20 protein-coding genes and 1 tRNA gene are annotated in these 21,524 nt (G+C 70.8%); 14 read left to right on the forward strand and 7 right to left on the reverse strand.

All coding sequences use genetic code 11. The annotated features are described in order from the left end of the window. Positions 1–67: 67 nt before the first annotated feature. The 7 genes from sucC (at position 68) to lpdA (ending at position 9,225) form a co-directional block, all read left to right on the forward strand. The gene (gene sucC, locus LOK46_RS04865) at positions 68–1,264 is read left to right on the forward strand and encodes an ADP-forming succinate--CoA ligase subunit beta (RefSeq protein WP_012317923.1); all 1,197 of its coding nucleotides are present in this window, start codon (positions 68–70) and stop codon (positions 1,262–1,264) included. Positions 1,265–1,266: 2 nt separating this feature from the next. Then, a complete protein-coding gene (sucD, locus tag LOK46_RS04870) occupies positions 1,267–2,151 on the forward strand; it encodes a succinate--CoA ligase subunit alpha (RefSeq protein WP_273562741.1) in 885 nt (294 codons plus the stop codon). Positions 2,152–2,324: 173 nt separating this feature from the next. Beyond that, positions 2,325–5,312 carry a 2-oxoglutarate dehydrogenase E1 component gene (locus LOK46_RS04875; RefSeq protein WP_273562742.1) on the forward strand — a complete coding sequence of 996 codons (2,988 nt, stop codon included), beginning with the start codon at positions 2,325–2,327 and terminating at the stop codon, positions 5,310–5,312. 10 nt (positions 5,313–5,322) lie between these two features. Beyond that, positions 5,323–5,622, forward strand: coding sequence for a YciI family protein (locus LOK46_RS04880; protein ID WP_273562743.1), 300 nt, complete (start codon positions 5,323–5,325; stop codon positions 5,620–5,622). Between the two features lie 49 nt (positions 5,623–5,671). Beyond that, positions 5,672–6,991: a 2-oxoglutarate dehydrogenase complex dihydrolipoyllysine-residue succinyltransferase gene (gene odhB / locus LOK46_RS04885; RefSeq protein WP_273562744.1), complete on the forward strand. Its 1,320-nt coding sequence runs from the start codon at positions 5,672–5,674 to the stop codon at positions 6,989–6,991. 7 nt (positions 6,992–6,998) lie between these two features. Then, positions 6,999–7,754: an SDR family oxidoreductase gene (locus LOK46_RS04890; protein ID WP_273562745.1), complete on the forward strand. Its 756-nt coding sequence runs from the start codon at positions 6,999–7,001 to the stop codon at positions 7,752–7,754. A gap of 67 nt (positions 7,755–7,821) precedes the next feature. Beyond that, complete coding sequence (gene lpdA / locus LOK46_RS04895) at positions 7,822–9,225, forward strand: dihydrolipoyl dehydrogenase (RefSeq protein ID WP_273562746.1); 1,404 nt, start codon at positions 7,822–7,824, stop codon at positions 9,223–9,225. 164 nt (positions 9,226–9,389) lie between these two features. Here lpdA and LOK46_RS04900 read toward each other — a convergent pair whose 3' ends face one another. Next, positions 9,390–10,211: a response regulator gene (locus LOK46_RS04900; protein ID WP_273562747.1), complete on the reverse strand. Its 822-nt coding sequence runs from the start codon at positions 10,209–10,211 to the stop codon at positions 9,390–9,392. Positions 10,212–10,400: 189 nt separating this feature from the next. Beyond that, positions 10,401–11,381, reverse strand: coding sequence for a tyrosine recombinase XerC (locus tag LOK46_RS04905; protein WP_273562748.1), 981 nt, complete (start codon positions 11,379–11,381; stop codon positions 10,401–10,403). 104 nt (positions 11,382–11,485) lie between these two features. On the opposite strand from LOK46_RS04905, the gene LOK46_RS04910 reads away from it, so the two are divergent. Together LOK46_RS04910 and ruvC are read left to right on the forward strand one after the other, a co-directional pair. Continuing rightward, entirely contained in the window at positions 11,486–11,806 is a 321-nt protein-coding gene (locus tag LOK46_RS04910; RefSeq protein WP_020093734.1) for a YnfA family protein, read from the forward strand. 123 nt (positions 11,807–11,929) lie between these two features. After that, positions 11,930–12,553 (forward strand): crossover junction endodeoxyribonuclease RuvC, encoded by a 624-nt coding sequence (gene ruvC / locus LOK46_RS04915; protein WP_273562749.1) that lies wholly within the window; start codon positions 11,930–11,932, stop codon positions 12,551–12,553. Between the two features lie 17 nt (positions 12,554–12,570). On the opposite strand, the gene LOK46_RS04920 is transcribed toward ruvC, so the two are convergent. Beyond that, positions 12,571–12,654: transfer RNA gene (locus LOK46_RS04920), tRNA-Tyr, on the reverse strand. A 334-nt stretch (positions 12,655–12,988) separates the two neighbouring features. On the opposite strand from LOK46_RS04920, the gene LOK46_RS04925 reads away from it, so the two are divergent. The 4 genes from LOK46_RS04925 (at position 12,989) to LOK46_RS04940 (ending at position 16,553) form a co-directional block, all read left to right on the forward strand. After that, positions 12,989–14,794, forward strand: a complete 1,806-nt coding sequence (locus LOK46_RS04925; RefSeq protein WP_337251973.1) for a DEAD/DEAH box helicase — start codon at positions 12,989–12,991, stop codon at positions 14,792–14,794. 23 nt (positions 14,795–14,817) lie between these two features. Further along, complete coding sequence (locus LOK46_RS04930; RefSeq protein WP_273562751.1) at positions 14,818–15,141, forward strand: hypothetical protein; 324 nt, start codon at positions 14,818–14,820, stop codon at positions 15,139–15,141. Positions 15,142–15,262: 121 nt separating this feature from the next. Further along, entirely contained in the window at positions 15,263–15,676 is a 414-nt protein-coding gene (locus LOK46_RS04935; protein ID WP_273562752.1) for a DUF3597 domain-containing protein, read from the forward strand. Between the two features lie 205 nt (positions 15,677–15,881). After that, positions 15,882–16,553: an ankyrin repeat domain-containing protein gene (locus LOK46_RS04940; protein ID WP_273562753.1), complete on the forward strand. Its 672-nt coding sequence runs from the start codon at positions 15,882–15,884 to the stop codon at positions 16,551–16,553. A 22-nt stretch (positions 16,554–16,575) separates the two neighbouring features. Here LOK46_RS04940 and LOK46_RS04945 read toward each other — a convergent pair whose 3' ends face one another. Together LOK46_RS04945 and LOK46_RS04950 are read right to left on the reverse strand one after the other, a co-directional pair. Beyond that, positions 16,576–17,703: a polyamine ABC transporter substrate-binding protein gene (locus tag LOK46_RS04945; RefSeq protein WP_273562754.1), complete on the reverse strand. Its 1,128-nt coding sequence runs from the start codon at positions 17,701–17,703 to the stop codon at positions 16,576–16,578. After that, positions 17,700–18,056, reverse strand: a complete 357-nt coding sequence (locus LOK46_RS04950) for a RidA family protein (RefSeq protein ID WP_273562755.1) — start codon at positions 18,054–18,056, stop codon at positions 17,700–17,702. Before LOK46_RS04950 ends, LOK46_RS04945 begins: the two co-directional genes overlap by 4 nt. 182 nt (positions 18,057–18,238) lie before the next feature. On the opposite strand from LOK46_RS04950, the gene LOK46_RS04955 reads away from it, so the two are divergent. Next, a complete protein-coding gene (locus LOK46_RS04955) occupies positions 18,239–18,502 on the forward strand; it encodes a GlsB/YeaQ/YmgE family stress response membrane protein (protein ID WP_012317940.1) in 264 nt (87 codons plus the stop codon). A 226-nt stretch (positions 18,503–18,728) separates the two neighbouring features. On the opposite strand, the gene LOK46_RS04960 is transcribed toward LOK46_RS04955, so the two are convergent. Together LOK46_RS04960 and pnp are read right to left on the reverse strand one after the other, a co-directional pair. Further along, a complete protein-coding gene (locus LOK46_RS04960) occupies positions 18,729–18,950 on the reverse strand; it encodes a YgaP-like transmembrane domain (protein ID WP_020093742.1) in 222 nt (73 codons plus the stop codon). A gap of 173 nt (positions 18,951–19,123) precedes the next feature. Beyond that, entirely contained in the window at positions 19,124–21,343 is a 2,220-nt protein-coding gene (gene pnp, locus LOK46_RS04965) for a polyribonucleotide nucleotidyltransferase (protein ID WP_273562756.1), read from the reverse strand. Positions 21,344–21,524: the final 181 nt, after the last annotated feature.

Here is a 21,524-nt window from a genome sequence, read left to right on the forward strand (position 1 = left end):
TCCCAATCGCTCGATCTCTCTACGCGCTGCCCGCTGCCACCTATTCGCTCCTCCCTACGAGGCTCCGATGAATATCCATGAATATCAGGCCAAGGCCGTGCTGAAGGAGTTCGGCCTGCCCGTCTCCCGCGGCGTGGCCATCTTCAACCCGTCGGAGGCCGAGGCCGCCGCCAAGGAGCTCGGCGGCCCCGTCTGGGTCGTGAAGAGCCAGATCCACGCGGGCGGCCGCGGCAAGGGCACCTTCAAGGGCGCACCCGAGGGCGCCAAGGGCGGCGTGCGCGTCACCAAGTCGATCGACGAGGTGAAGCAGTTCGCCGGCGAGATGCTCGGCCAGACGCTGGTGACCATCCAGACCGGCCCGGCCGGCAAGCAGGTCAACCGCCTCTACATCGAGGAAGGGGCCCAGATCGCCGAGGAATTCTACCTCTCGATGCTGGTCGACCGCGCCACGGGCGGCGTCGCCTTCGTGGTCTCCACCGAGGGTGGCATGGACATCGAGGCGGTCGCCCACGACACGCCCGAGAAGATCCACACGATCGCGGTCGATCCGGCCACCGGCGTGATGCCCCATCACGGCCGCGCCGTCGCCAAGGCGCTGGGCCTGTCGGGCGCCCAGGCCAAGGAGGCCGCCGCGCTGACCGAGAAGCTCTACGCGGCCTTCGTGGCCAAGGACATGAGCCTCCTCGAGATCAACCCGCTGGTGCTGACCGCCGACGGGCACCTCAAGTGCCTCGACGCCAAGATGGCCTTCGACTCGAACGCCCTCTACCGGCACGCCGACATCGTCGCGCTGCGCGACGAGACCGAGGAGGACGCCAAGGAGATCGAGGCGTCGAAGTACGACCTCGCCTACATCGCGCTGGACGGCACGATCGGCTGCATGGTCAACGGCGCCGGCCTCGCCATGGCGACGCTCGACATCATCAAGCTCTACGGCGAGGAGCCGGCGAACTTCCTCGATGTCGGCGGCGGCGCCTCGGAGGAGAAGGTCACGGCGGCGTTCAAGATCATCACCGCCGACCCGAACGTGAAGGGCATCCTCGTCAACATCTTCGGCGGGATCATGAAGTGCGACGTGATCGCCAACGGCGTGATCGCGGCCGTGAAGGCGGTGGGCCTGCAGGTGCCGCTGGTGGTGCGCCTCGAGGGCACCAACGTCGAGCAGGGCAAGGCCATCATCCGCAATTCCGGACTGAACGTGATCCCGGCGGACGACCTCGACGACGCCGCCCAGAAGATCGTCGCCGCCGTGAAGGGAGCCTGATCATGTCGGTGATGATCGACGCCAACACCAAGGTCATCTGCCAGGGCTTCACCGGCAAGAACGGGACCTTCCACTCGGAGCAGGCCATCGCGTACGGCACCAAGATGGTCGGCGGCACGAGCCCCGGTAAGGGCGGCTCCAGCCATCTCGGCCTGCCGGTGTTCGACACCGTTGCCGAGGCCTGCGAGGCCACCGGCGCCGAGGCCTCGGTGGTCTACGTGCCGCCGCCGGGCGCCGCCGACGCGATCTGCGAGGCGATCAGTGCCGAGGTGCCGCTGATCGTCTGCATCACGGAGGGCATCCCGGTGCTCGACATGGTGCGGGTGAAGCGGGCGCTGACGGGCTCGAAGTCGCGCCTCGTCGGGCCGAACTGCCCCGGCATCGTCACGGCCGGCGAGTCGAAGATCGGCATCATGCCGGCCAACATCTTCCGGCCCGGCTCCGTCGGCATCGTGTCCCGCTCGGGCACGCTGACCTACGAGGCGGTGTTCCAGACCTCCAATGCCGGCCTCGGCCAGACCACGGCGGTGGGCATCGGCGGCGACCCGGTGAAGGGCACCGAGTTCATTGACGTGCTGGAGCTGTTCCTCGCCGACCCGAAGACCGAGTCGATCGTGATGATCGGCGAGATCGGCGGCTCGGCCGAGGAGGAGGCGGCGCAGTTCCTGAAGGACGAGGCCAAGCGCGGCCGCAGGAAGCCGATGGTCGGCTTCATCGCCGGCCGCACGGCGCCTCCGGGCCGCCGCATGGGCCATGCCGGCGCGATCATCTCGGGCGGCAAGGGCGGCGCCGAGGACAAGATCGCCGCCATGGAGGCCGCGGGCATCCGCGTGTCGCCGTCGCCGGCCCGGCTGGGCTCGACGCTCGTCGAGGTCCTGAAGGGCTGAGGCCCGACACGCCTGCGTTGCGGCCATCGCAGGGCCGCAACGCCCATATCGGGCGTGCAGACGATTTCGGCGGGGCGGTCACCCGCCCCGTTTCGGTTTGAGGGTGATCCGCCGCGCGGACGGGGAGCCCGAAGGGCAGGGGAGCCTGCCCGCGCGATCAGGATGGACGCACCATGGCACGCCAGGACGTGAACGAAGCGCTCCTCGAAACCTCGTTCCTCTACGGCGCCAACGCCGCCTACATCGAGGAATTGCAGGCGGCCTATGCCCGCAACCCGTCCTCGGTGGATCCGGAGTGGCAGGCCTTCTTCAAGGGACTCGGGGAGGACGAGACCCTGGTCGAGAAGAACGCCGCCGGCGCCTCCTGGGAGCGCCCGAACTGGCCGGTGCCGCTCAACGGCGAGCTGGTCTCGGCGCTGGACGGCAACTGGGGCGCCCTGGAGAAGGCGATCGGCGACAAGATCGTCGCCCGCGAGGGCAAGGACGCCAAGCCCGGCAAGCCGCAGGACAGCGTCACGGCCACCACCGGCGTCTCGGTGGAGCAGGCCACCAAGGACTCGGTGCGGGCGATCATGCTGATCCGCTCCTACCGCATGCGCGGCCACCTGCACGCCAAGCTCGACCCGCTGGGTCTCGCCCCGCGCGGCGACCACGAGGAGCTGCACCCGCAGCATTACGGCTTCCAGGAGAGCGACTGGGACCGCCCGATCTTCCTCGACAACGTGCTCGGCCTGCAGTTCGGCACGGTCCGCGAGATCGTCGACATCCTCGAGCGGACCTACTGCCAGACGCTCGGCGTCGAGTTCATGCACATCTCCGACCCCGCCGAGAAGGCGTGGATCCAGGAGCGCATCGAGGGCAAGGACAAGGAGATCTCCTTCACCCCCGAGGGCCGTCGCGCGATCCTCAACAAGCTGATCGAGGCCGAGGGCTTCGAGAAGTTCCTGGACCTCAAGTACACCGGCACCAAGCGCTTCGGCCTTGACGGCGGCGAGTCGATGATCCCGGCGCTGGAGCAGATCATCAAGCGCGGCGGCGCGCTCGGCGTCCGCGAGATCGTGCTCGGCATGGCCCACCGCGGCCGGCTCAACGTGCTCACCAACGTGATGGCCAAGCCCTTCCGGGCGGTCTTCCACGAGTTCAAGGGCGGCTCGGCCTCCCCGGCCGAGGTCGAGGGCTCGGGCGACGTGAAGTACCACCTGGGCGCGTCCTCGGACCGCGCCTTCGACGGCAACAACGTCCACCTGTCGCTCACCGCCAACCCGTCGCACCTCGAGATCGTCGATCCGGTGGTGCTCGGAAAGGTCCGCGCCAAGCAGGACCAGTGGGCCAAGCCCAACATCGAGCGCCGCACGGTGCTGCCGCTCCTGATCCACGGCGACGCCGCCTTCGCGGGCCAGGGCGTGGTCGCGGAGTGCTTCGGCCTGTCGGGCCTGAAGGGTCACCGCACCGGCGGCTCGATCCACTTCATCATCAACAACCAGATCGGCTTCACGACCGATCCGCGCTTCTCGCGCTCCTCGCCCTACCCGTCCGACGTCGCCAAGATGGTCGAGGCGCCGATCTTCCACTGCAACGGCGACGACCCCGAGGCCGTCACCTTCGCGGCGAAGGTCGCGGTCGAGTACCGCCAGAAGTTCGGCAAGCCGGTGGTGATCGACATGCTGTGCTACCGCCGCTTCGGCCACAACGAGGGCGACGAGCCGGCCTTCACCCAGCCGAAGATGTACCAGCGGATCCGCAAGCACCCGTCGGTGCTGGAGAATTACGGCCGCAAGCTCGTCGAGAACAGCTCCGTCACCCAGGAGGCGCTCGACGCCCGCAAGGCCGAGTTCCGCGGGATGCTCGACAGCGAGCTCGACGTCGCCACCAACTACAAGGCCAACAAAGCCGACTGGCTCGACGGCCGCTGGTCCGGCGTGAAGGCCGTGCACGAGGACGTGGACGATCCGCGCCGCGGCCGCACCGCCGTTCCGGCCGAGACCCTGCAGGAGATCGGGCGCAGGATCACGCAGGCGCCGCCCGGCTTCCACCTGCACCGCACGATCCAGCGCTTCATGGACAACCGCGCCAAGGCGGTGGAGACGGGGGTCGGCATCGACTGGGCGACCGCCGAGGCCCTGGCCTTCGGGGCGACGCTTCTCGACGGCAACCGGGTCCGCCTGTCGGGCCAGGACGTGGAGCGCGGCACCTTCTCGCAGCGCCACGCGGTGGTGATCGATCAGGAGAACGAGCAGCGCTTCACGCCGCTCAACGCCATCCGCGAGGGGCAGGCCTCGATCGAGATCATCAACTCGATGCTCTCCGAGGAGGCGGTGCTCGGCTTCGAGTACGGCTACTCGCTCGCCGAGCCGAACGCCCTGGTCCTCTGGGAAGCCCAGTTCGGCGACTTCGCCAACGGCGCCCAGGTGGTGATCGACCAGTTCATCGCGTCCGGCGAGCGCAAGTGGCTGCGCATGTCCGGCCTCGTGCTGCTTCTGCCGCACGGCTACGAGGGGCAGGGGCCCGAGCACTCCTCCGCCCGCCTGGAGCGCTACCTCCAGGCCTGCGCCGAGGACAACATGCAGGTCGCCAACGTCACGACGCCGGCGAACTACTTCCACATCCTGCGCCGGCAGCTGAAGCGCGACTTCCGCAAGCCGCTGGTGCTGATGACGCCGAAGTCGCTGCTGCGCCACAAGCGCGCCGTGTCGAACCTCGACGCGCTCGCCGAGGGCTCGACCTTCCACCGCGTCCTCTGGGACGACGCCGAGGAGGAGGGCGCGACCAACAAGCTGGTGCGCGACGACAAGATCCGCCGCGTCGTGCTGTGCTCGGGCAAGGTCTACTACGACCTCTTGGAGGAGCGGGAGAAGCGCGGCCTCAACGACATCTACCTGATGCGCGTCGAGCAGCTCTACCCGTTCCCCCTGAAGGCGCTGGCCAACGAGATGGCCCGCTTCCGCAACGCCGACGTGATCTGGTGCCAGGAGGAGCCCAAGAACATGGGCGCCTGGTCGTTCGTCGAGCCCTATCTCGAGTGGGTGCTCGGCCAGGCCGGCTCCGCGGTGAAGCGCGCCCGCTACGTCGGCCGTCCGGCCTCCGCCTCCACGGCGGTCGGCCAGATGTCGAAGCACCAGGCGCAGCTCCAGGCCTTCCTCAACGAGGCCCTGGCGGTCTGATCGTCCGGCCATGGCCTACTTCCTGCTCCGTCTGGAACCGCCCCGCCCGAGCTTCCCGTTCGACGCGACGGAGGCCGAGAAGGCGCTGTTCTCGGCGCATTCCGGTTACTGGATGGAGCAGGCGGCCGCCGGGACCGCCATCGCGGTCGGGCCCGTCTTCGAGTCCGGCGGCACCTGGGGCCTGGCCCTGGTCGAGGCCGACGACGCGGCCCAGGCCGAGGCGCTCGGCGAAGCAGATCCCGTCCTGATGGCGCAGGCAGGCTTCCGGTACACCGTCTCGCCCGTTCCATCCCTGATCCTGCGGCGCTGACGTCGCGGCCCGACATCCAGAGGAGGCCCCCCGCGGGGCAGAAGAGAGCATGGCAACCGACATCCTCGTCCCGACCCTCGGCGAATCCGTCAGCGAGGCCACGATCGGCCGCTGGTTCAAGAAGCCCGGCGACACGGTCGCGGCCGACGAGCCGATCGTCGAGCTCGAGACCGACAAGGTCACCCTGGAGGTGAACGCCCCGGCGGCCGGCGAACTCGGCGAGATCCTAGTCAAGGACGGCGAGACCGTGGAGCCCGGCGCCCTGCTCGGCTCGATCGTCGAGGCCGGAGCCGGCGGCGGCTCGGCCAAGAAGGCCGCCCCGAAGGAGGCCGCGGAGACCAAGGCCGAGACTCGGAGCGAGGCCCCGAAGGCCGCCGCGCCCGCGAAGGCCGAGGCGCCCGCCCAGGAATCCTCGGCCGGTTACGGCAATCACGGCGATGCCGCCTCTCCCGCGGCCCAGCAGCGCCCGGTCGGCGACAACGGTCCGGCGGTGGCGAAGCTCGCCCGGGAGTCGGGCGTCGATCCGTCGAGCGTGAACGGCTCGGGCAAGGACGGCCGCGTCACCAAGGGCGACATGCTCGGCGCGATCGCCAAGGGCCCGGCTCCGTCGGCCCCCGCCAAGGAGGCGCGCCCGACTCTGCCGCGCGCGCCCTCGGCGCCGGACGACGCCGCGCGCGAGGAGCGCGTGCGCATGACGAAGCTGCGCCAGACCATCGCGCGCCGCCTGAAGGACGCGCAGGACACCGCGGCGATGCTGACGACGTTCAACGACGTCGACATGTCGGCCGTGATGGCGATGCGAAGCCAGTACAAGGACATCTTCGAGAAGAAGCACGGCACGAAGCTCGGCTTCATGGGCTTCTTCACCAAGGCGGTGATCGGCGCCCTCAAGGACGTGCCGGCGGTCAACGCCGAGATCGACGGGCAGGATCTCGTCTACAAGAACTACTACCACATCGGCATCGCGGTCGGCACCGATAAGGGCCTCGTCGTGCCGGTGGTGCGCGACGCCGACGACCTGTCGATCGCCGGGATCGAGAAGAAGATCGCCGGCTTCGGCAAAAAGGCCCGCGACGGCAAGCTCTCCATCGAGGAAATGCAGGGCGGCACCTTCACGATCACGAACGGCGGCATCTACGGCTCGCTGATGTCGACGCCGATCCTAAACGCGCCGCAATCCGGCATCCTCGGCATGCACCGCATCGAGGAGCGCCCGGTGGTCCGCGTCGGCAAGATCGAGGCGCGGCCGATGATGTACCTCGCCCTGTCGTACGACCATCGCATCGTCGACGGTAAGGAGGCCGTGACCTTCCTGGTGCGGGTCAAGGAGGCGCTGGAGGATCCGGCGCGCCTCGTGCTGGACCTCTGAGGCAGCCATGTCGAGCGCTGAGAACAGGGTCGCGATCGTCACGGGCGGCAGCCGCGGCATCGGCCGCGCGGTGGCGCTCCTCCTGGCGGAGCGCAGCTACGCCGTCTGCCTGAGCTACGTGTCGGACGCCGCCGCCGCGCAGGGCGTGGTGGACGCGATCGCCGCCAAGGGCGGACGGGCGCTCGCCGTGAAGGGCGACGTCGGCAACGAGGCCGACGTCATCGCCCTGTTCAAGGCGGCCGACGGCCTCGGCCGCCTCGCGGCGCTCGTCAACAATGCCGGCGTGGTCGACGTGAAGTCTGACGTCGCCGACATGAGCGTCGCCCGCCTCCAGCGCATGATGACCACCAACGTGGTCGGCAGCTTCCTGTGCGCGCGGGAGGCGGTGCGGCGCATGTCGATCAAGCGCGGCGGGGCAGGGGGCGCGATCGTCAACCTGTCCTCGGTGGCGGCGCGCCTCGGCGGCCCCGGCCAGTTCGTGGACTACGCGGCCTCCAAGGGCGCCATCGATTCGCTGACGATCGGGCTTTCCCGCGAGGTCGCCGCCGACGGCATCCGGGTCAACGCGGTCGCGCCCGGCATCATCGCAACCGACATCCACGCCAGCGGCGGCGAGCCCGACCGGGTGGAGCGCCTCGGCCCGGGCGTCCCGATGAAGCGGGCCGGCACCGCCGAGGAGGTGGCCGCACCGATCGTGTGGCTCCTCTCGGAGGAGGCCGCCTACACAACCGGCGCCATCCTCGACGTCGGCGGCGGCCGCTGAGCCTCAGCCCGACCTGACATTCCCTGCCCGTCCCACACGCGGCACGACCGAGCGGAAGCGAAGCCTCATGTCCTACGATCTCGTCGTCATCGGCACCGGCCCCGGCGGCTACGTCTGCGCGATCCGCGCGGCGCAGCTCGGCCTGCGGACCGCGGTGGTCGAGAAGCGCGCGACGCACGGCGGAACCTGCCTCAACGTCGGCTGCATCCCGTCCAAGGCCCTGCTGCACGCGTCCGAGGCCTTCGAGGAGGCCAACACGCACTTCGCCGATCTCGGCATCGATGTCGGCACCCCGAAGCTCGACCTGAAGAAGATGATGGCCTTCAAGGCCGAGGGCGTCACCGGCAACACCAAGGGCGTCGAGTTCCTGCTCAAGAAGAACAAGGTCGACACCTTCCACGGCACCGGCCGGATCGCCGGAGCGGGCCGCGTCGAGGTCATCGCCGAGGACGGCGGCAACCAGATGCTCGAGACCAAGAGCATCGTCATCGCCACCGGCTCGGACGTGGCGCGCCTGCCCGGCGTCACCATCGACGAGAAGGTCGTGGTCTCCTCGACCGGCGCCCTGGAGCTGGACCGGGTGCCGAGGAAGCTCCTCGTCATCGGCGCCGGCGTGATCGGGCTGGAGCTGGGTTCCGTCTGGCGCCGGCTCGGCTCCGAGGTGACCGTGGTCGAGTATCTCGACCGGGTGCTGCCGGGCATGGACGGCGAGGTCGGCAAGCAGTTCCAGCGGATCCTCACCAAGCAGGGCGTTGCCTTCAGGCTGTCCACCAAGGTGACGGGCGTCGAGGTCGGCAAGAAGGGCGGCGCGACCGTCACGGTCGAGCCGGCCGCGGGCGGCGCGGCGGAGACGCTTCAGGCGGACGTGGTCCTCGTCTGCATCGGCCGGACGCCCTACACGGAGGGCCTCGGTCTCGACACGGTCGGCGTCCAGCGGGACGACAAGGGCCGGGTCCTCACCGATTCCCACTACGCCACCAACGTCACCGGCATCTACGCCATCGGCGACGTCATCGCCGGCCCGATGCTCGCCCACAAGGCCGAGGACGAGGGCGTGGCGATCGCCGAGATGCTGGCCGGCCAGTCCGGCCACGTGAACTACGGCGTGATCCCGAACGTGGTCTACACGTTCCCGGAGGTCGCCTCGGTGGGCAAGACCGAGGAGGAGCTGAAGAAGGACGGCGTCGCCTACAACGCCGGCAAGTTCCCCTTCACGGCCAATGGCCGGGCCAAGGCGAACGGCACCACCGACGGGTTCGTCAAGGTGCTGGCCGATGCCCAGACCGACCGGGTACTCGGCGTGCACATCGTGGGCGCGGATGCCGGCAACCTGATCGCCGAGGTGGCGGTGGCGATGGAGTTCGGCGCCTCGTCGGAGGACATCGCCCGCACCTGCCACGCGCACCCGACGCTGACCGAAGCCGTCAAGGAAGCCGCGCTGGCGGTGAACAAGCGCGCGATCCACGTCTGAGGGGCGAAGGCCCACGGCTACACGAGTTGGATATCTCGGCGGGCGCAGCCGCCAGCTCGAAGGGGAGCGCCCCCTCCCGCACGGGAGAGGGGGCCTGTCGCGCTCCGTCACGAGCCGCGCGCCTCGAACCTGTGTGGCCCTTAGGGAGAAGCCTCGGCGCGGGATCAGGCGATCTTGCGCCGGGGATTGGGCAGGTCGGCGATCCGCAGGAGCGCGCTCGGCGCGGGCGGGGCCGTCAGGGCGTTCAGCAGATACGGCCGGCGCAGGCCCAGCGCGTTGTGCAGAGCCAGGTCGATGTCGCGGGCGTAGAACGGCATCCGCAGCACCGCGTCGACGCCGAAGTAGCGGCCGGCCTGGGCGACGGGCTCCAGATCGGACGTGGTCAGCAGGGTGATCCGGGTCGCGAGGCCGAGAGGCTGGATCTGGCAGGCCAGTTCGAGCCCGTCGATGCCGCCGAGCTTCACGTCGATGAAGGCGAAGTCGTAGGCGGCGAGCTTCAGCTGCTTGAGAGCGTGGCGGCCGTCATCCGTCTCGTCGAGCTCGATCGCGAAGCCGCTGCGCGCCACGACGCGACTGATCGCCGAGCGACCGGCCGGGGTCGAGCAGGCGAGCAGGGCCCGGGTCGGCACGCGACGGCGGGCATCCGCGTGGAGCAGCGGCTCGATATGGCTCGGGTCGAGGGGCGTCTTCAGGACCTCGTAGGCCCCGAGGCTGGTGGCGATCTCCTGCCAGTGCGGCAGCACGCGGGTCGCCACCAGCACCAGGCAGGGTGGCTCCGCACCCGCCCGGCGCGCCACGGCGACCGCCTCGGGTCCGCTGAGATCGTCGAGTTGCAGCCCCACGAAGGCCAGGGTCGGACGGTGGCGGAGGAGGATATCGCGGAGCGCCTGACCCGACGTCGCCTCGTCGATCACGGCGTGGGGATCGAATCGCAGGACGATCTCCCTCAGGGAGTTGCGGCGGCCCGGATCGCAATCCGCGATCACGACGCGTGCCGGCGACCTCCCATCCTCAAGATCCATGACGCCCGCCCAAGCCGATCCCGTTCTTAGCCCATATTGGCTGAGGATCGTGACGAAGCTCTTAAAGAGCGCGGCTCTGCACTAGGCGAACCGGATGACGCGCCTATAGCCGCTGATGAGCTCCCTCGAAGTCGAAGTTTTTAGCAATCTTGGTCAATGGCCGGCTCTGGGATGGGCCGCCGCGTAGGCGCTCATGAGACGGGCGGCGTCGACCTGCGTGTAGAGCTGCGTCGTGGAGAGGGAGGCGTGGCCCAGAAGTTCCTGGATCGCGCGCAGCTCGCCCTGGCGCGCCAGCAGATGGGTTGCGAAGGAATGCCGCAGGGCGTGCGGCGTCGCGCTCTCTGGCAGGCCCAGGGCGCCGCGGGCGCGCGCGACGGTGTACTGGATGATGCGCGGCGAGAGCGGGCCGCCCCGGGCGCCGAGGAAGAGCGGTCCCTCCGGCGGCAGGGGCAGGGGACAGGCGGCGACGTAGTCGGCCACGGCCTGCGCCACGACGGGCAGGATCGGGACCATGCGCTGCTTGCCACCCTTGCCGAGTACGGTGACCTGATCGACGCCGGGCAGGGGCGCGTCGCGGCGGGTCAGACCCAGGGCCTCGGAGATGCGCAGCCCCGCGCCGTAGAGCAGCGCCAGCACGGCGGCGTCCCGGGCGAGGACCCAGGGCTCCCGCTCCTCGCCGGCGCGGATCGCGGTATCGGTCAGCGCCACGGCGGCGGAGACGGGCAGGGGGCGCGGAAGCCGCCGCGGGACCTTGGGCGAGCGCACGCCGCCCAGGGCCGAGACGGTGCCGAAGCCCTCGCGCTCGAGGAAGCGCGCGAAAGAGCGCAGGCCCGCCAGCATGCGCATCAGCGAGCGTCCGGAGACCTCGTCGGCCCGGCGCGCGGCCATGAAGCCGCGGATGTCCCGCACCTTGAGCCCGATCAGCATCGGGATCGTTGGCGTCCCCTGACGGGACGCGAGATGGTGGAGGAACTGGCGGAGGTCGCGCCCGTAGGCCTCGACGGTGTTGGACGACATCCGCCGCTCCCGCGCCAGCGCCTCGATCCAGGCCAGGACGGCGTCGCGAAGGCGGGCGTCACCCGGAAACAGCAGCCGGTCGCCCTGGGTCTCGTGCGTGCTCGCGTGCGTGCTCATGGCGGCACTCGACCGGATCCTCCTTGCCGGGAGCTTAATGCCGGTCGCCGCCCGCCCCCGGGGCCGGGCTCGTCCCGCGCGGCGCGCCGTGCCAAGCTGACCCGATGACCCTCCTCGCCTACGCGGCCGCCGCCCTCGCCGAGATCGCCGGCTGCTTCGCGTTCTGGGCCTGGCTGCGGCTCGGTCGGTCGGCCTGGTGGGCGCTGCCGGGCCTCGCCTCGCTGGCCGCCTTCGCGGCCCTGCTGACCCTCGTGGACAGCCCCGCGGCGGGGCGCGCCTTCGCGGCCTACGGCGGCGTCTACGTGGCGGCCTCGGTCCTGTGGCTGTGGCTCGCGGAGGGCCAGCGGCCCGACCGGTGGGACCTCGCGGGCAGCGCGGTCTGCCTCGCCGGAACGGCGCTGATCCTCCTCGGCCGCCGGGGGTGAGCTCGACCCGGCACCGCGCCGGGACGGCTACGGCCGGCCACCGCCGCGACCGGAACCTTGGTGAAACCAAGCGTTCACGATACGTACGGCAGCCTCGGGCCGTGCACCGAGCCGTGGAGCCCCATGACCAGCGCCGTCCGCATCCTCGGGATCGATCCCGGACTCCGCCGCACCGGCTGGGGCCTGATCACCGCGCAGGGCACGAAGCTCACCTACGGCGATTGCGGGGTCGTGACCTCGGACGGAGAGCTCCCGCTGGCGCTGCGCCTGCGGGAGCTGTTCGAGGGGATCGGCCGCGTCGTCGAGGCCGTGCGGCCCGACGAGGTCGCCGTGGAGGAGACCTTCGTCAACAAGGACGCCCAGGCGACGCTCAAGCTGGGACACGCGCGGGCGATGGCGCTGCTCGTGCCGGCCCTCGCCGGACTGCCGGTGTTCGAGTACGCCCCCAACCTGATCAAGAAGACCGTGGCGGGCTCCGGCCACGCCGAGAAGGTGCAGATCCAGGCGATGGTCCGCTTCCTTCTGCCGAAGGCCGAGTTCCGCGTCGCGGACGCCGCCGACGCGCTGGCCATCGCGATCACCCATGCCAGCCATCGGGACGCCCACGCGCTGCGGCGGGCGCATCTGCCGGGGGGCAAGCGCCGCTCGCTCACCGGTCAGGCGGCCGCGGGACAGGGACTCGAAGGGAAAGGCTTCTCGGCCGCCGCGGCCGCGCGCATCGAGGCCGCGCTGGCGAAACAAGGCTGACGGGATCGGGAAGAACTTGGTGGGGGAAGTAGGACTCGAACCTACGAAGCTTACGCAGCGGATTTACAGTCCGCCCCCTTTGCCGCTCGGGACATTCCCCCAAGGCGGGCATCGCCCGCGGCGCCCTTATGGTGAGGGGTGGGCCGGGTGTCAACGCTTATGGTGCGCCGATCCGGCCCGCCGGGTGCGGCAATCGTTGAGAGCGGGGCGGTTTCGCTCGGAAGCGCCGCGATCGAGGAAGTCCCCCGTCTCGGGCCGGCCCTCTCCCGGCCCCACGTTGCCCGAGGCTCCGGCGCCGGGACGAAAACGCGAACGTTCCGCGACTCCGGGGATTCACAAAGGAATCCGGATCGGCCACGGTGTGCGGATGTCGCCCTGCTTCGCCGGCCCTTGACCCGTCCCGCCCCGTCCCTGCGGTCGCACCAGCGCGCGCTGATGGCCCTGGTCGCGGCCATGGCGAGCGGGGAGGCGGCCCATGTCCGGAAGATCCTGGCCGCGGTCACGCCGGGCGGCGGCAAGTCGCTGCTGCCGGTCATCGCCGCGCACCGGCTGATCGCGGCGGGGCTCGTCGAGCGCGTGGTCTGGGTGGTGCCGCGGGATTCCCTGCGGCTACAGGCCGAGGAGGCCTTCGCCGACCCGCTGTGGCGCGCGGCCTTCGGGCACGCCCTCAGCGTGCGGGCCGCCGACAACGAGCGCGACCCGGCGCGGGGTCTGGCCGGCTACGTCACCACCTATCAGGCGGTCGCCGCCGCCCCGGCGCTCCACCTCGCGGAGGCGCGGGCGCACCGCACCCTGCTGGTGGTCGACGAGGTCCATCACCTGCCGGTCCCCGGCCGCCCGGGCGCCGACGAGACCACCGCGGAGGACGCCGAGGCGGGCGCGTGGTCCCGCGCGATGCTGCCCGTCATGGAGGCGGCGACCGTGCGCCTGTACCTGTCCGGGACGCTGGAGCGGGCGGACGGGCGGCGGATCCTCGGGCTGCCCTACCAGGCCGCCGCGCCCGGCCGCGGGCCAGAACTCGACCTCGACGCCCCCGGCCTCGCGGTCATCGGGTACTCGCGGGCGCAGGCGCTGGCCGAGCGGGCGGTGCTGCCGGTGACGTTCGGCGCCATCGACGGCGAGGCGAGCTGGCTGGAGGGCGGCCGGATCGCGGGCGACAGCCCGCGCGTCGGGCCGCACCGGCTGGGCGCGGGCTCGGTCCGGATCACCACCCGGCCGGCCCTGTTCACCGCCCTGCGGACCGGCTTCGCCCGCGACCTTCTGAGCGAGGCGTTCTTCGCCACGAAGCGCCTGCGCGCCCGGCGCCGGGCCGAGCGCGATCTCCCGCCCGGCGAGCCGGCCCGGGGGCTCGGCAAGCTCCTCGTGGTGGCGCCCGATCAGGCGAGCGCGCGGGCCTATCTCGCGACCCTGCGGGACTGGATGCCCGCCGGGCAGGGCGCGCGCGATGTCCGCCTCGCGACCTCCGGCCAGGGCGACGCCCACGCGGCCCTGGCCGCGTTCCGGCTCACGCCGGAGCCGGCCGTGCTGGTGACGGTGGCGATGGCGTACGAGGGTCTCGACGCCCCGGAGGTCGCGGTGGTCGCGGCCCTGACGCATATCCGCTCCCGGCCCTGGCTCGAGCAGATGCTCGCCCGGGCCACCCGGGTCGACCCCCATGCCGGGCCCTACGACGGGCAGCAGGCGCTGATCTTCCACCCGGACGACCCGCTCTTCGCCCGGTTCCGCCTGGAACTCGAGACCGAGCAGGGCAGCAGCGTCCGGCCGCCCCGCGAGCGGCCGGCGAGCGCCGTCGTACCCGAGCGGACCCGCTGGCGCGACGACGAGCCGGGCGGGATCACGCCCCTGGAGAGCAACGCGATCGGGATGCGCTACGCCCTGCTGCGCCCGCGCCTCCCCGAACCGGTTCCCGCGGCGCCCGCGCCCGAACCGCCCTCCGTCACCGAGCGGACCCTGCGCCAGCGGCTCGCAGCCGCGGTGGCCGCCCAGGCGGTCGAGGACGAGACCTCCCTGCGCGTGCCCCGCGGTGGCAACCTCGCCCACCGCTACAACGCCGTTCTCAAGCGGGTGCTCGGCAAGGGCCGCGCGACCATGACCCTCCCGGAGCTGGAGGCGGCCCTGTCCTGGCTCGAGCGCAACCGCCTCTCCGACCATCTCGATCGCCTCGACGGCGACGCCCGCTACGCGTGGTCCGCCCGGCAGCGCCGCGGGCGCTGGCAGCCGGAGCGCGTCGCCGGCCGCTGAAACGCCCGGGCAAGGAGACAGCCGTGACCGAGAGCCTGCCCGCCGCCTTCGCCGCGACACTCACCGCGTCCGAGCCGCCGAGCGGCTGGATCGCCCCGCTCGCAGCGCTCTGGTGGCTCGCCCGGGAGGCGTCCGGCCCCGCCTCCGCCGCCTGGGAGCGGGCCCACCGCCTCGTGCAGGACGCCGGCGGGCCCGACGCGGCCTGGGTCCACGCCCATCTCCACCGAGTCGAGGGCGACGACGGTAATGCGCGCTACTGGTACGCCCGCGCCGGCCGCCCGGTCCCGAACAGCACGCTCGCGGAGGAGCGGACCGCGCTCGTCGCCGCCCTCTGGGCACCCTCCTGATCGCTCCGGGCGGCGCCGCGCCGACCGTCCCGTGCCCGGCGAATCGCGGAACGCCGAGGCTCACAGCCAGTTGAATGGCCGCCCGGCGCGGAGATCGGGCCTCGATTATCGGAGCGGATCCATGAGCCTCCTCGGCAGCATCGTCAGCAAGATCCTCCATCCGTTCGGTGGCGGCACAGCGGACGCCGCCCCCGCGCCCAACGCCGGCTCCGGCGGCCCGGCCGGCACCAGCACGCCCTCCACCCCGTCGGCCCCCGGCACGGCCGGCGGCAGCGAGCCGGTGGACGTCGCGGCGGTGCTCACCGGCCTCGCCGAGAAGAATCCCCAGACGCTCGACTGGCGCCACTCGATCGTCGACCTGATGAAGCTGCTGGGCCTCGATTCCGGCCTCGCCTCGCGCAAGCAGCTCGCCGACGAGCTCCACTACACCGGCGACAAGGATGATTCGGCGAGCATGAACATCTGGCTGCACAAGCAGGTCATGCAGAAGCTCGCCGAGAACGGCGGCAAGGTTCCGGACGACCTGAAGCACTAGAGCATCGAGCCCGGACCCTCTGAGCATCGCCGCGGACGGTCTCGACCGGCACCGCGGCGATGTCGCTTCTTGAGGGCGTCGCGCGCCGGCCGTTCATCTCCTTTGCGACACTGGCAGGGTGCCCCTTGCGGCGCCCCCGTCTTTCCCGGTCACATCGCCCGCGTCACGCAGCGCCGAATCGATCGCTGCCGAGGAGCGAGCGATCATGGCGATCCCGACCGGGGACTACAGCGGCGCCTTTCGGACATCCCCTGTCGCCACGATCGCCGCGGCGGTCGCCCGCGGTGACGTGGAACGCATCGCCGCGCTGGCGCCCGGCCTGGATCTCTCGATCCGCGGTGACCGGAACCTCACGCTGCTCGAATGGGCGATCTGGAACGCGCGGCCGCACGCCGTGTCGGCCCTGCTCGACGCGGGCGCGGACCCGTCCGTGCCGGGGCTCGATCAGGAGACCGTGCTGCACATGGCGGCGATGGTCGAGGACCCGGCCTACCTGGAGATCCTGCTGCGGCACGGCGCGCCGGTCGACCCCGTGAGCCCGCGCGGTCAGTGGACGCCGCTGTTCCGCGCCGTCCAGAACCGCCGCGAGACGCAGATCGCGCTGCTGCTGCGGGCCGGCGCGGATCCGAACCGGATCGACGCCACCGGCAACTCGCTGCTGCACGTGGCCGCGCAGGTCGGCGCGGCCAATCCCTGGGTGCTGAGGCTGCTCGAGGCCGGAATCGACCCGACCTTGCGCAACGCGCAGCGGAAGACCTTCCAGCCGTACTTCTTCACCACCCCGGAGCGCCTGCTCAACGACACCGCGCGCGAGACCCGCGCGGCGGTCCGCGCGTGGCTCGCCCGGCACGGCGTCCCCGCGGAGACGGGGCGCTGACGGAGCCGCGCCGGGATCCGCGTCAGCGCCCGGTGCGGACCCGGGTCCAGAGGCGGGTGACGAAGCGCTGGGTGCGGTCGTCCCAGGCGGTGTTGATGGACAGGCGCTGCATCGTCGCCTCGTCCGGGTAGATGCCGGGATTGCTCAGGATCTCGGGCTTCACGAACTTCTTAGCCGCGAGGTTGCCGCTGGCGTAGGAGACGAAGTTGGTGTTGGCCGCCGCCACCTCGGGCCGCATCATGTAGTCGATGAAGGCCAGCGCCTCGGCCGGGTGGGCGGCATCCTTCGGGATCGCGAAGGTGTCGAACCACATCAGCGCGCCTTCCTTCGGCACGACGTAGGCGATGTCGATCCCGTTCTTGGCCTCCTCGGCGCGGCGCTTGGCCTGCATGATGTCGCCCGAGTAGCCGACGGCCAGGCAGATGTCGCCGTTGGCCAGCGCCTGGATGTACTCCGACGAGTGGAACTTCCGCACGGCGCCGCGCACCTTGTAGAGGGCGTCGGTCACCAGGGTCAGGTCGTCCCAGCGCTTCGAATCCGCCTTCGCGCCGAAGGCCGGGAGCATGCTGGGGATCAGGTCCTCGGGGCTGTCGAGCATCATGATCCCGCACTCCCTCAGCTTGTTCGCCGAGGCGGGATTGAGGACGACGGACCACGAGTTCACCGTCGCGTTGGCGCCCAGGCGCTCGCGGACGGCGGCGACGTTGTAGCCGATGCCGGTCGTGCCCCACATGTAGTCGACGGCGTAGGTGTTGCCGGGATCGTAGGCTGCCAGCCGGCTGCTCACCTCGGGCCAGAGGTTGCCGAGGTTCTTCAGCCTGGACTTGTCGAGGGGCAGGAACGCGCCGGCCCGGATCAGGCGCTGCAGGTACGGCCCCGACGGCACGACGATGTCGTAGCCCGACCGGCCGGCGAGCAGCTTGGTCTCCAGGATCTCGTTGTTGTCGTAGGTGTCGTAGACGACCTTGATCCCGGTCTCGCGGGTGAAGGCCTCGAGCACCTGCGGGTCGATATAGTCCGACCAGTTGTAGATGTTGACGACACGCTCCTCGGCGGCCGGTGCCGGCCGCACGAGGGGCAGGACCGCCAGGAGCCCTCCCGCGAGGACGGCCGCAGCCGCCGCCAGGACGCTCCGGCGCGGGCCGTTCACCGGCTCCTCGCGGCCACGACCACGATCTCGACGAGATACTCGGGTGCGGCGAGCTTGGCCTCGACGGTGGCGCGGGCCGGCGGGTTCTCCGGGGCGACCCAGGCGTCCCAGGCGGCGTTCATCTCGGCGAAGGTCGCGATATCGGCGAGGTAGACGGTGGCCGAGAGGATCCGCGCCTTGTCGCTGCCGGCCGCGGCCAGGAGCCGGTCGATCTCCGACAGGATCTGCTGGGTCTGGATCGTGACCCCGGTGCCGACCGTGTCGGACGCGACCTGCCCGGCGAGGTAGACCATGTCGCCGAAGGTGACGGCCTGCGACATCCGCTTGCCCGGCTCGATCCGCTGAATGTCCATACCCGTCTCCACATCCTCGAGAACCGGCGTATCTGCCGCCGCACCGGCCTAGCCGTAAAGGGCCGCGCGCGCACGCGCCGCGGGAACCCGAGGAAAATCGTCATCGCCGGCCAGGGTGCGGGCAACCGTCGCGGGCCTCGAAGCGTTCTGCCGCCATCGACAATCACGCCTTGGGGTCAGTCATGGGTATTCTCTGGACCATCATCATCGGGTTTCTCGCCGGCGTCATCGCCAAGTTCCTCATGCCGGGCCCGAACGAGCCCGCCGGCTTCATCCTGACCACGATCCTCGGCATCGTCGGCGCCTTCGTGGCGACCTTCCTGGGCCAGGCGATCGGGTGGTACGGCCCCAACCAGGGCGCGGGCTTCATCGGCGCCATCGTGGGTGCCGTGGTCGTGCTGTTCATCTACGGGCTGATCGCCGGCCGCCGCACCACCACCTACTGACCCGTCCGGCAGGTCCGGATACGACGAGGGGCGCCCCGCGGGGCGCCCCTTTCTCATTGTCGGTCTGCCGCATTCCGGTCGGGAGCGCCCACTCGAGCGCGCCTCCGTCATCACGAGCACAGCGACGTGACCCAGGGCAGCGCGACGATGTCGAACGTCGCGCTGCCTGGATTGCTTCGCTGCGCTCGCAAAGACGGTGACGTTGAGGCCCTCGAACGGCTTGGGCTCAGAGATGCTCGGACGCGGCCTTCACGGCGCAGTGGCCGGTCGCGCCCCGGACCGCCAGACCGACGCCGACCACGAGCGCCAGCAGGCTCAGGAGCTTGTTGGGACGGGGCTGCGCTGCGGCCGCCGCGATGCCGAGGCCCAGCGCGACCGAGACGGCGCGCTCCGTCGTCGACAGGTTCGGCTGCCCGCTGAAGATGTCGTGCATCATGTCGTTGGCCATGAGGGTCTCCGGTTGGGAAGTCGCGGGGGAACGCGGCATCCGGCGCCCCGTTCCCGGTCGACGACCGATGGGTGCGCCTGCCGGAGACGCAACAAAAAGGGCGCGGCCCCGGAGGACCGCGCCCAGCTGAGACATCCCGCGCCGACCGCGGACGGCGCGAGCGTCCCGCGTGCTTACTCGCCGGCCTCGCGGCGGCGCTCGCCGCGATGGCGGCCGCCCTCGCGGGGCTCGCGCGGCTCCTCGCCGCGCTCGGCCCGGTCGGCGTCGCGCTGCGCCTTGATCTTGTCGGTGATGTCCTCGCCCGTCTGCTGGTCGACGACCTTCATGGACAGGCGGATCTTGCCGCGGTCATCCTGACCGAGGAACTTCACCTTGACCTTGTCGCCTTCCTTGACGACGTCCTGAACCTTGGCGACCCGCTGGGCGGCGAGCTCCGAGATGTGGACCAGGCCGTCCTTCGCGCCGAAGAAGTTCACGAAGGCACCGAACTCCATGCACTTCACGATCGTGCCGTCGTAGATCACGCCGACCTCCGGCTCCGCCACGATCGAGCGGATCCAGTTGTAGGCTGCCTTGATCGCCTTGCCGTCGGCAGAGGCGATCTTCACGACGCCGGTATCCTCGATGTTGATCTTGGCGCCGGTCTTCTCGACGATCTCGCGGATCACCTTGCCGCCGGTGCCGATCACGTCGCGGATCTTGTCCGTCGGGATCTGCATCGTCTCGATGCGCGGCGCGTACTCGCCCAGCTCCGGACGGGCAGCGGTCAGGGCCTTGGCCATCTCGGCGAGGATGTGGGCGCGCCCGTCCTTCGCCTGGTCGAGGGCGACCCGCATGATCTCCTCGGTAATGCCGGCGATCTTGATGTCCATCTGGAGCGAGGTCACGCCCTCGTCCGTGCCGGCCACCTTGAAGTCCATGTCGCCGAGGTGATCCTCGTCGCCCAGGATGTCGGACAGGACCGCGAAGCGCTCACCCTCGAGGATGAGGCCCATGGCGATGCCGGCCACCGGACGGCGCAGCGGGACGCCGGCATCCATCAGCGACAGCGAGCCGCCGCAGACGGACGCCATCGAGGACGAGCCGTTGGACTCGGTGATCTCCGACACGACGCGGATCGTGTAGGGGAACTCGTGGGCCGGCGGCAGGACCGGACGGATCGCCCGCCAAGCGAGCTTGCCGTGGCCGATCTCGCGACGGCCCGGCGAGCCCATCCGGCCGGTCTCACCGACGCTGTAGGGAGGGAAGTTGTAGTGGAGCAGGAAGCGCTCCTTGTAGGTGCCTTCCAGCGCGTCGATGAACTGCTCGTCCTCGCCGGTGCCCAGCGTCGCCACGACGAGCGCCTGGGTCTCGCCGCGGGTGAACAGGGCCGAGCCGTGGGCGCGGGGCAGCACGCCGACCTCGGAGAGGATCGAGCGGACCGTCTTCACGTCGCGGCCGTCGATGCGGGCGCCGCTGTCGAGGATGTTCCAGCGGACCACCTTCGACTGGGCCTCCTTGAAGGCCGCCTTGACCTTCTCGGCCGGGTACTTCTCGGCGCCCTCGGGGCAGAGGGCGGCCATCACCTTCGCCTTCACGGCGTCGACGGCGGCGTAGCGCTCCTGCTTGACGGTCTTGGTGTAGGCGGCGCGCAGCTCCGCCTCGCAGACCTCGAGGACGGCCTTCTCGACGTCGGCGTTCTCGGGGGCCTTGAAGTCGCGCGGCTCCTTGGCGGCCTTCTCGGCCAGGCGGATGATCGCCTCGATCACCGGCTGGAAGTGCTTGTGGCCGAACATCACGGCGCCGAGCATCACGTCCTCGGAGAGCTCCTTGGCCTCCGACTCGACCATCAGCACCGCGTCCTGCGTGCCGGCGACGACGAGGTCGAGGCTGGACTCTTCCTTGGTCTCGGTGACCAGCGGGTTCAGCCGGTAGCCGCCGTTGATGTAGCCGACGCGGGCGCCGCCGATCGGGCCCATGAACGGCACGCCCGACAGGGTCAGGGCCGCGGAGGCCGCGACCATCGCGACGATGTCGGGATCGTTCTCGAGGTCGTGGGTCAGGACAGTGACGACGACCTGCGTGTCGTTGCGCCAGCCCTCGATGAAGAGCGGGCGGATCGGGCGGTCGATCAGGCGGGAGACCAGGGTCTCCTTCTCGGAGGGCCGGCCCTCGCGCTTGAAGTAGCCGCCCGGGATGCGGCCGGCGGCGTAGGCGCGCTCCTGGTAGTTCACGGTGAGCGGCATGAAGTCGATGCCGGGCTTCGGCTCCTTGGCGGCGACCACGGTCGCGAGCACCGAGGTCTCACCGTAGGTGGCGATGACGGCACCGTCGGCCTGGCGCGCGACCTTGCCGGTCTCCAGGACGAGCTTGCGGTCGCCCCACATCAGCTCTTCGCGTTGAACGTCGAACATTCTCGATCTCTTCCTTGCCTGCGGCGGGCCCAAGCCCGGCGCCGCCCGGGGGCAAGACGGCGAGACACTGCGCCGGAAAATCCTCGGCGAAGTGTCTCGCGATCCTGCCCCGACGCTGGCGCCTCGAAGCGGCCCGTTTGTCGGGAGGCCGGACCCATTCCGGCAGCCCGCGATGGTGAAA

Origin of the sequence: Methylobacterium sp. NMS14P (assembly GCF_028583545.1) — a bacterium.
In the GTDB taxonomy this organism is placed as follows: Bacteria; Pseudomonadota; Alphaproteobacteria; order Rhizobiales; family Beijerinckiaceae; genus Methylobacterium.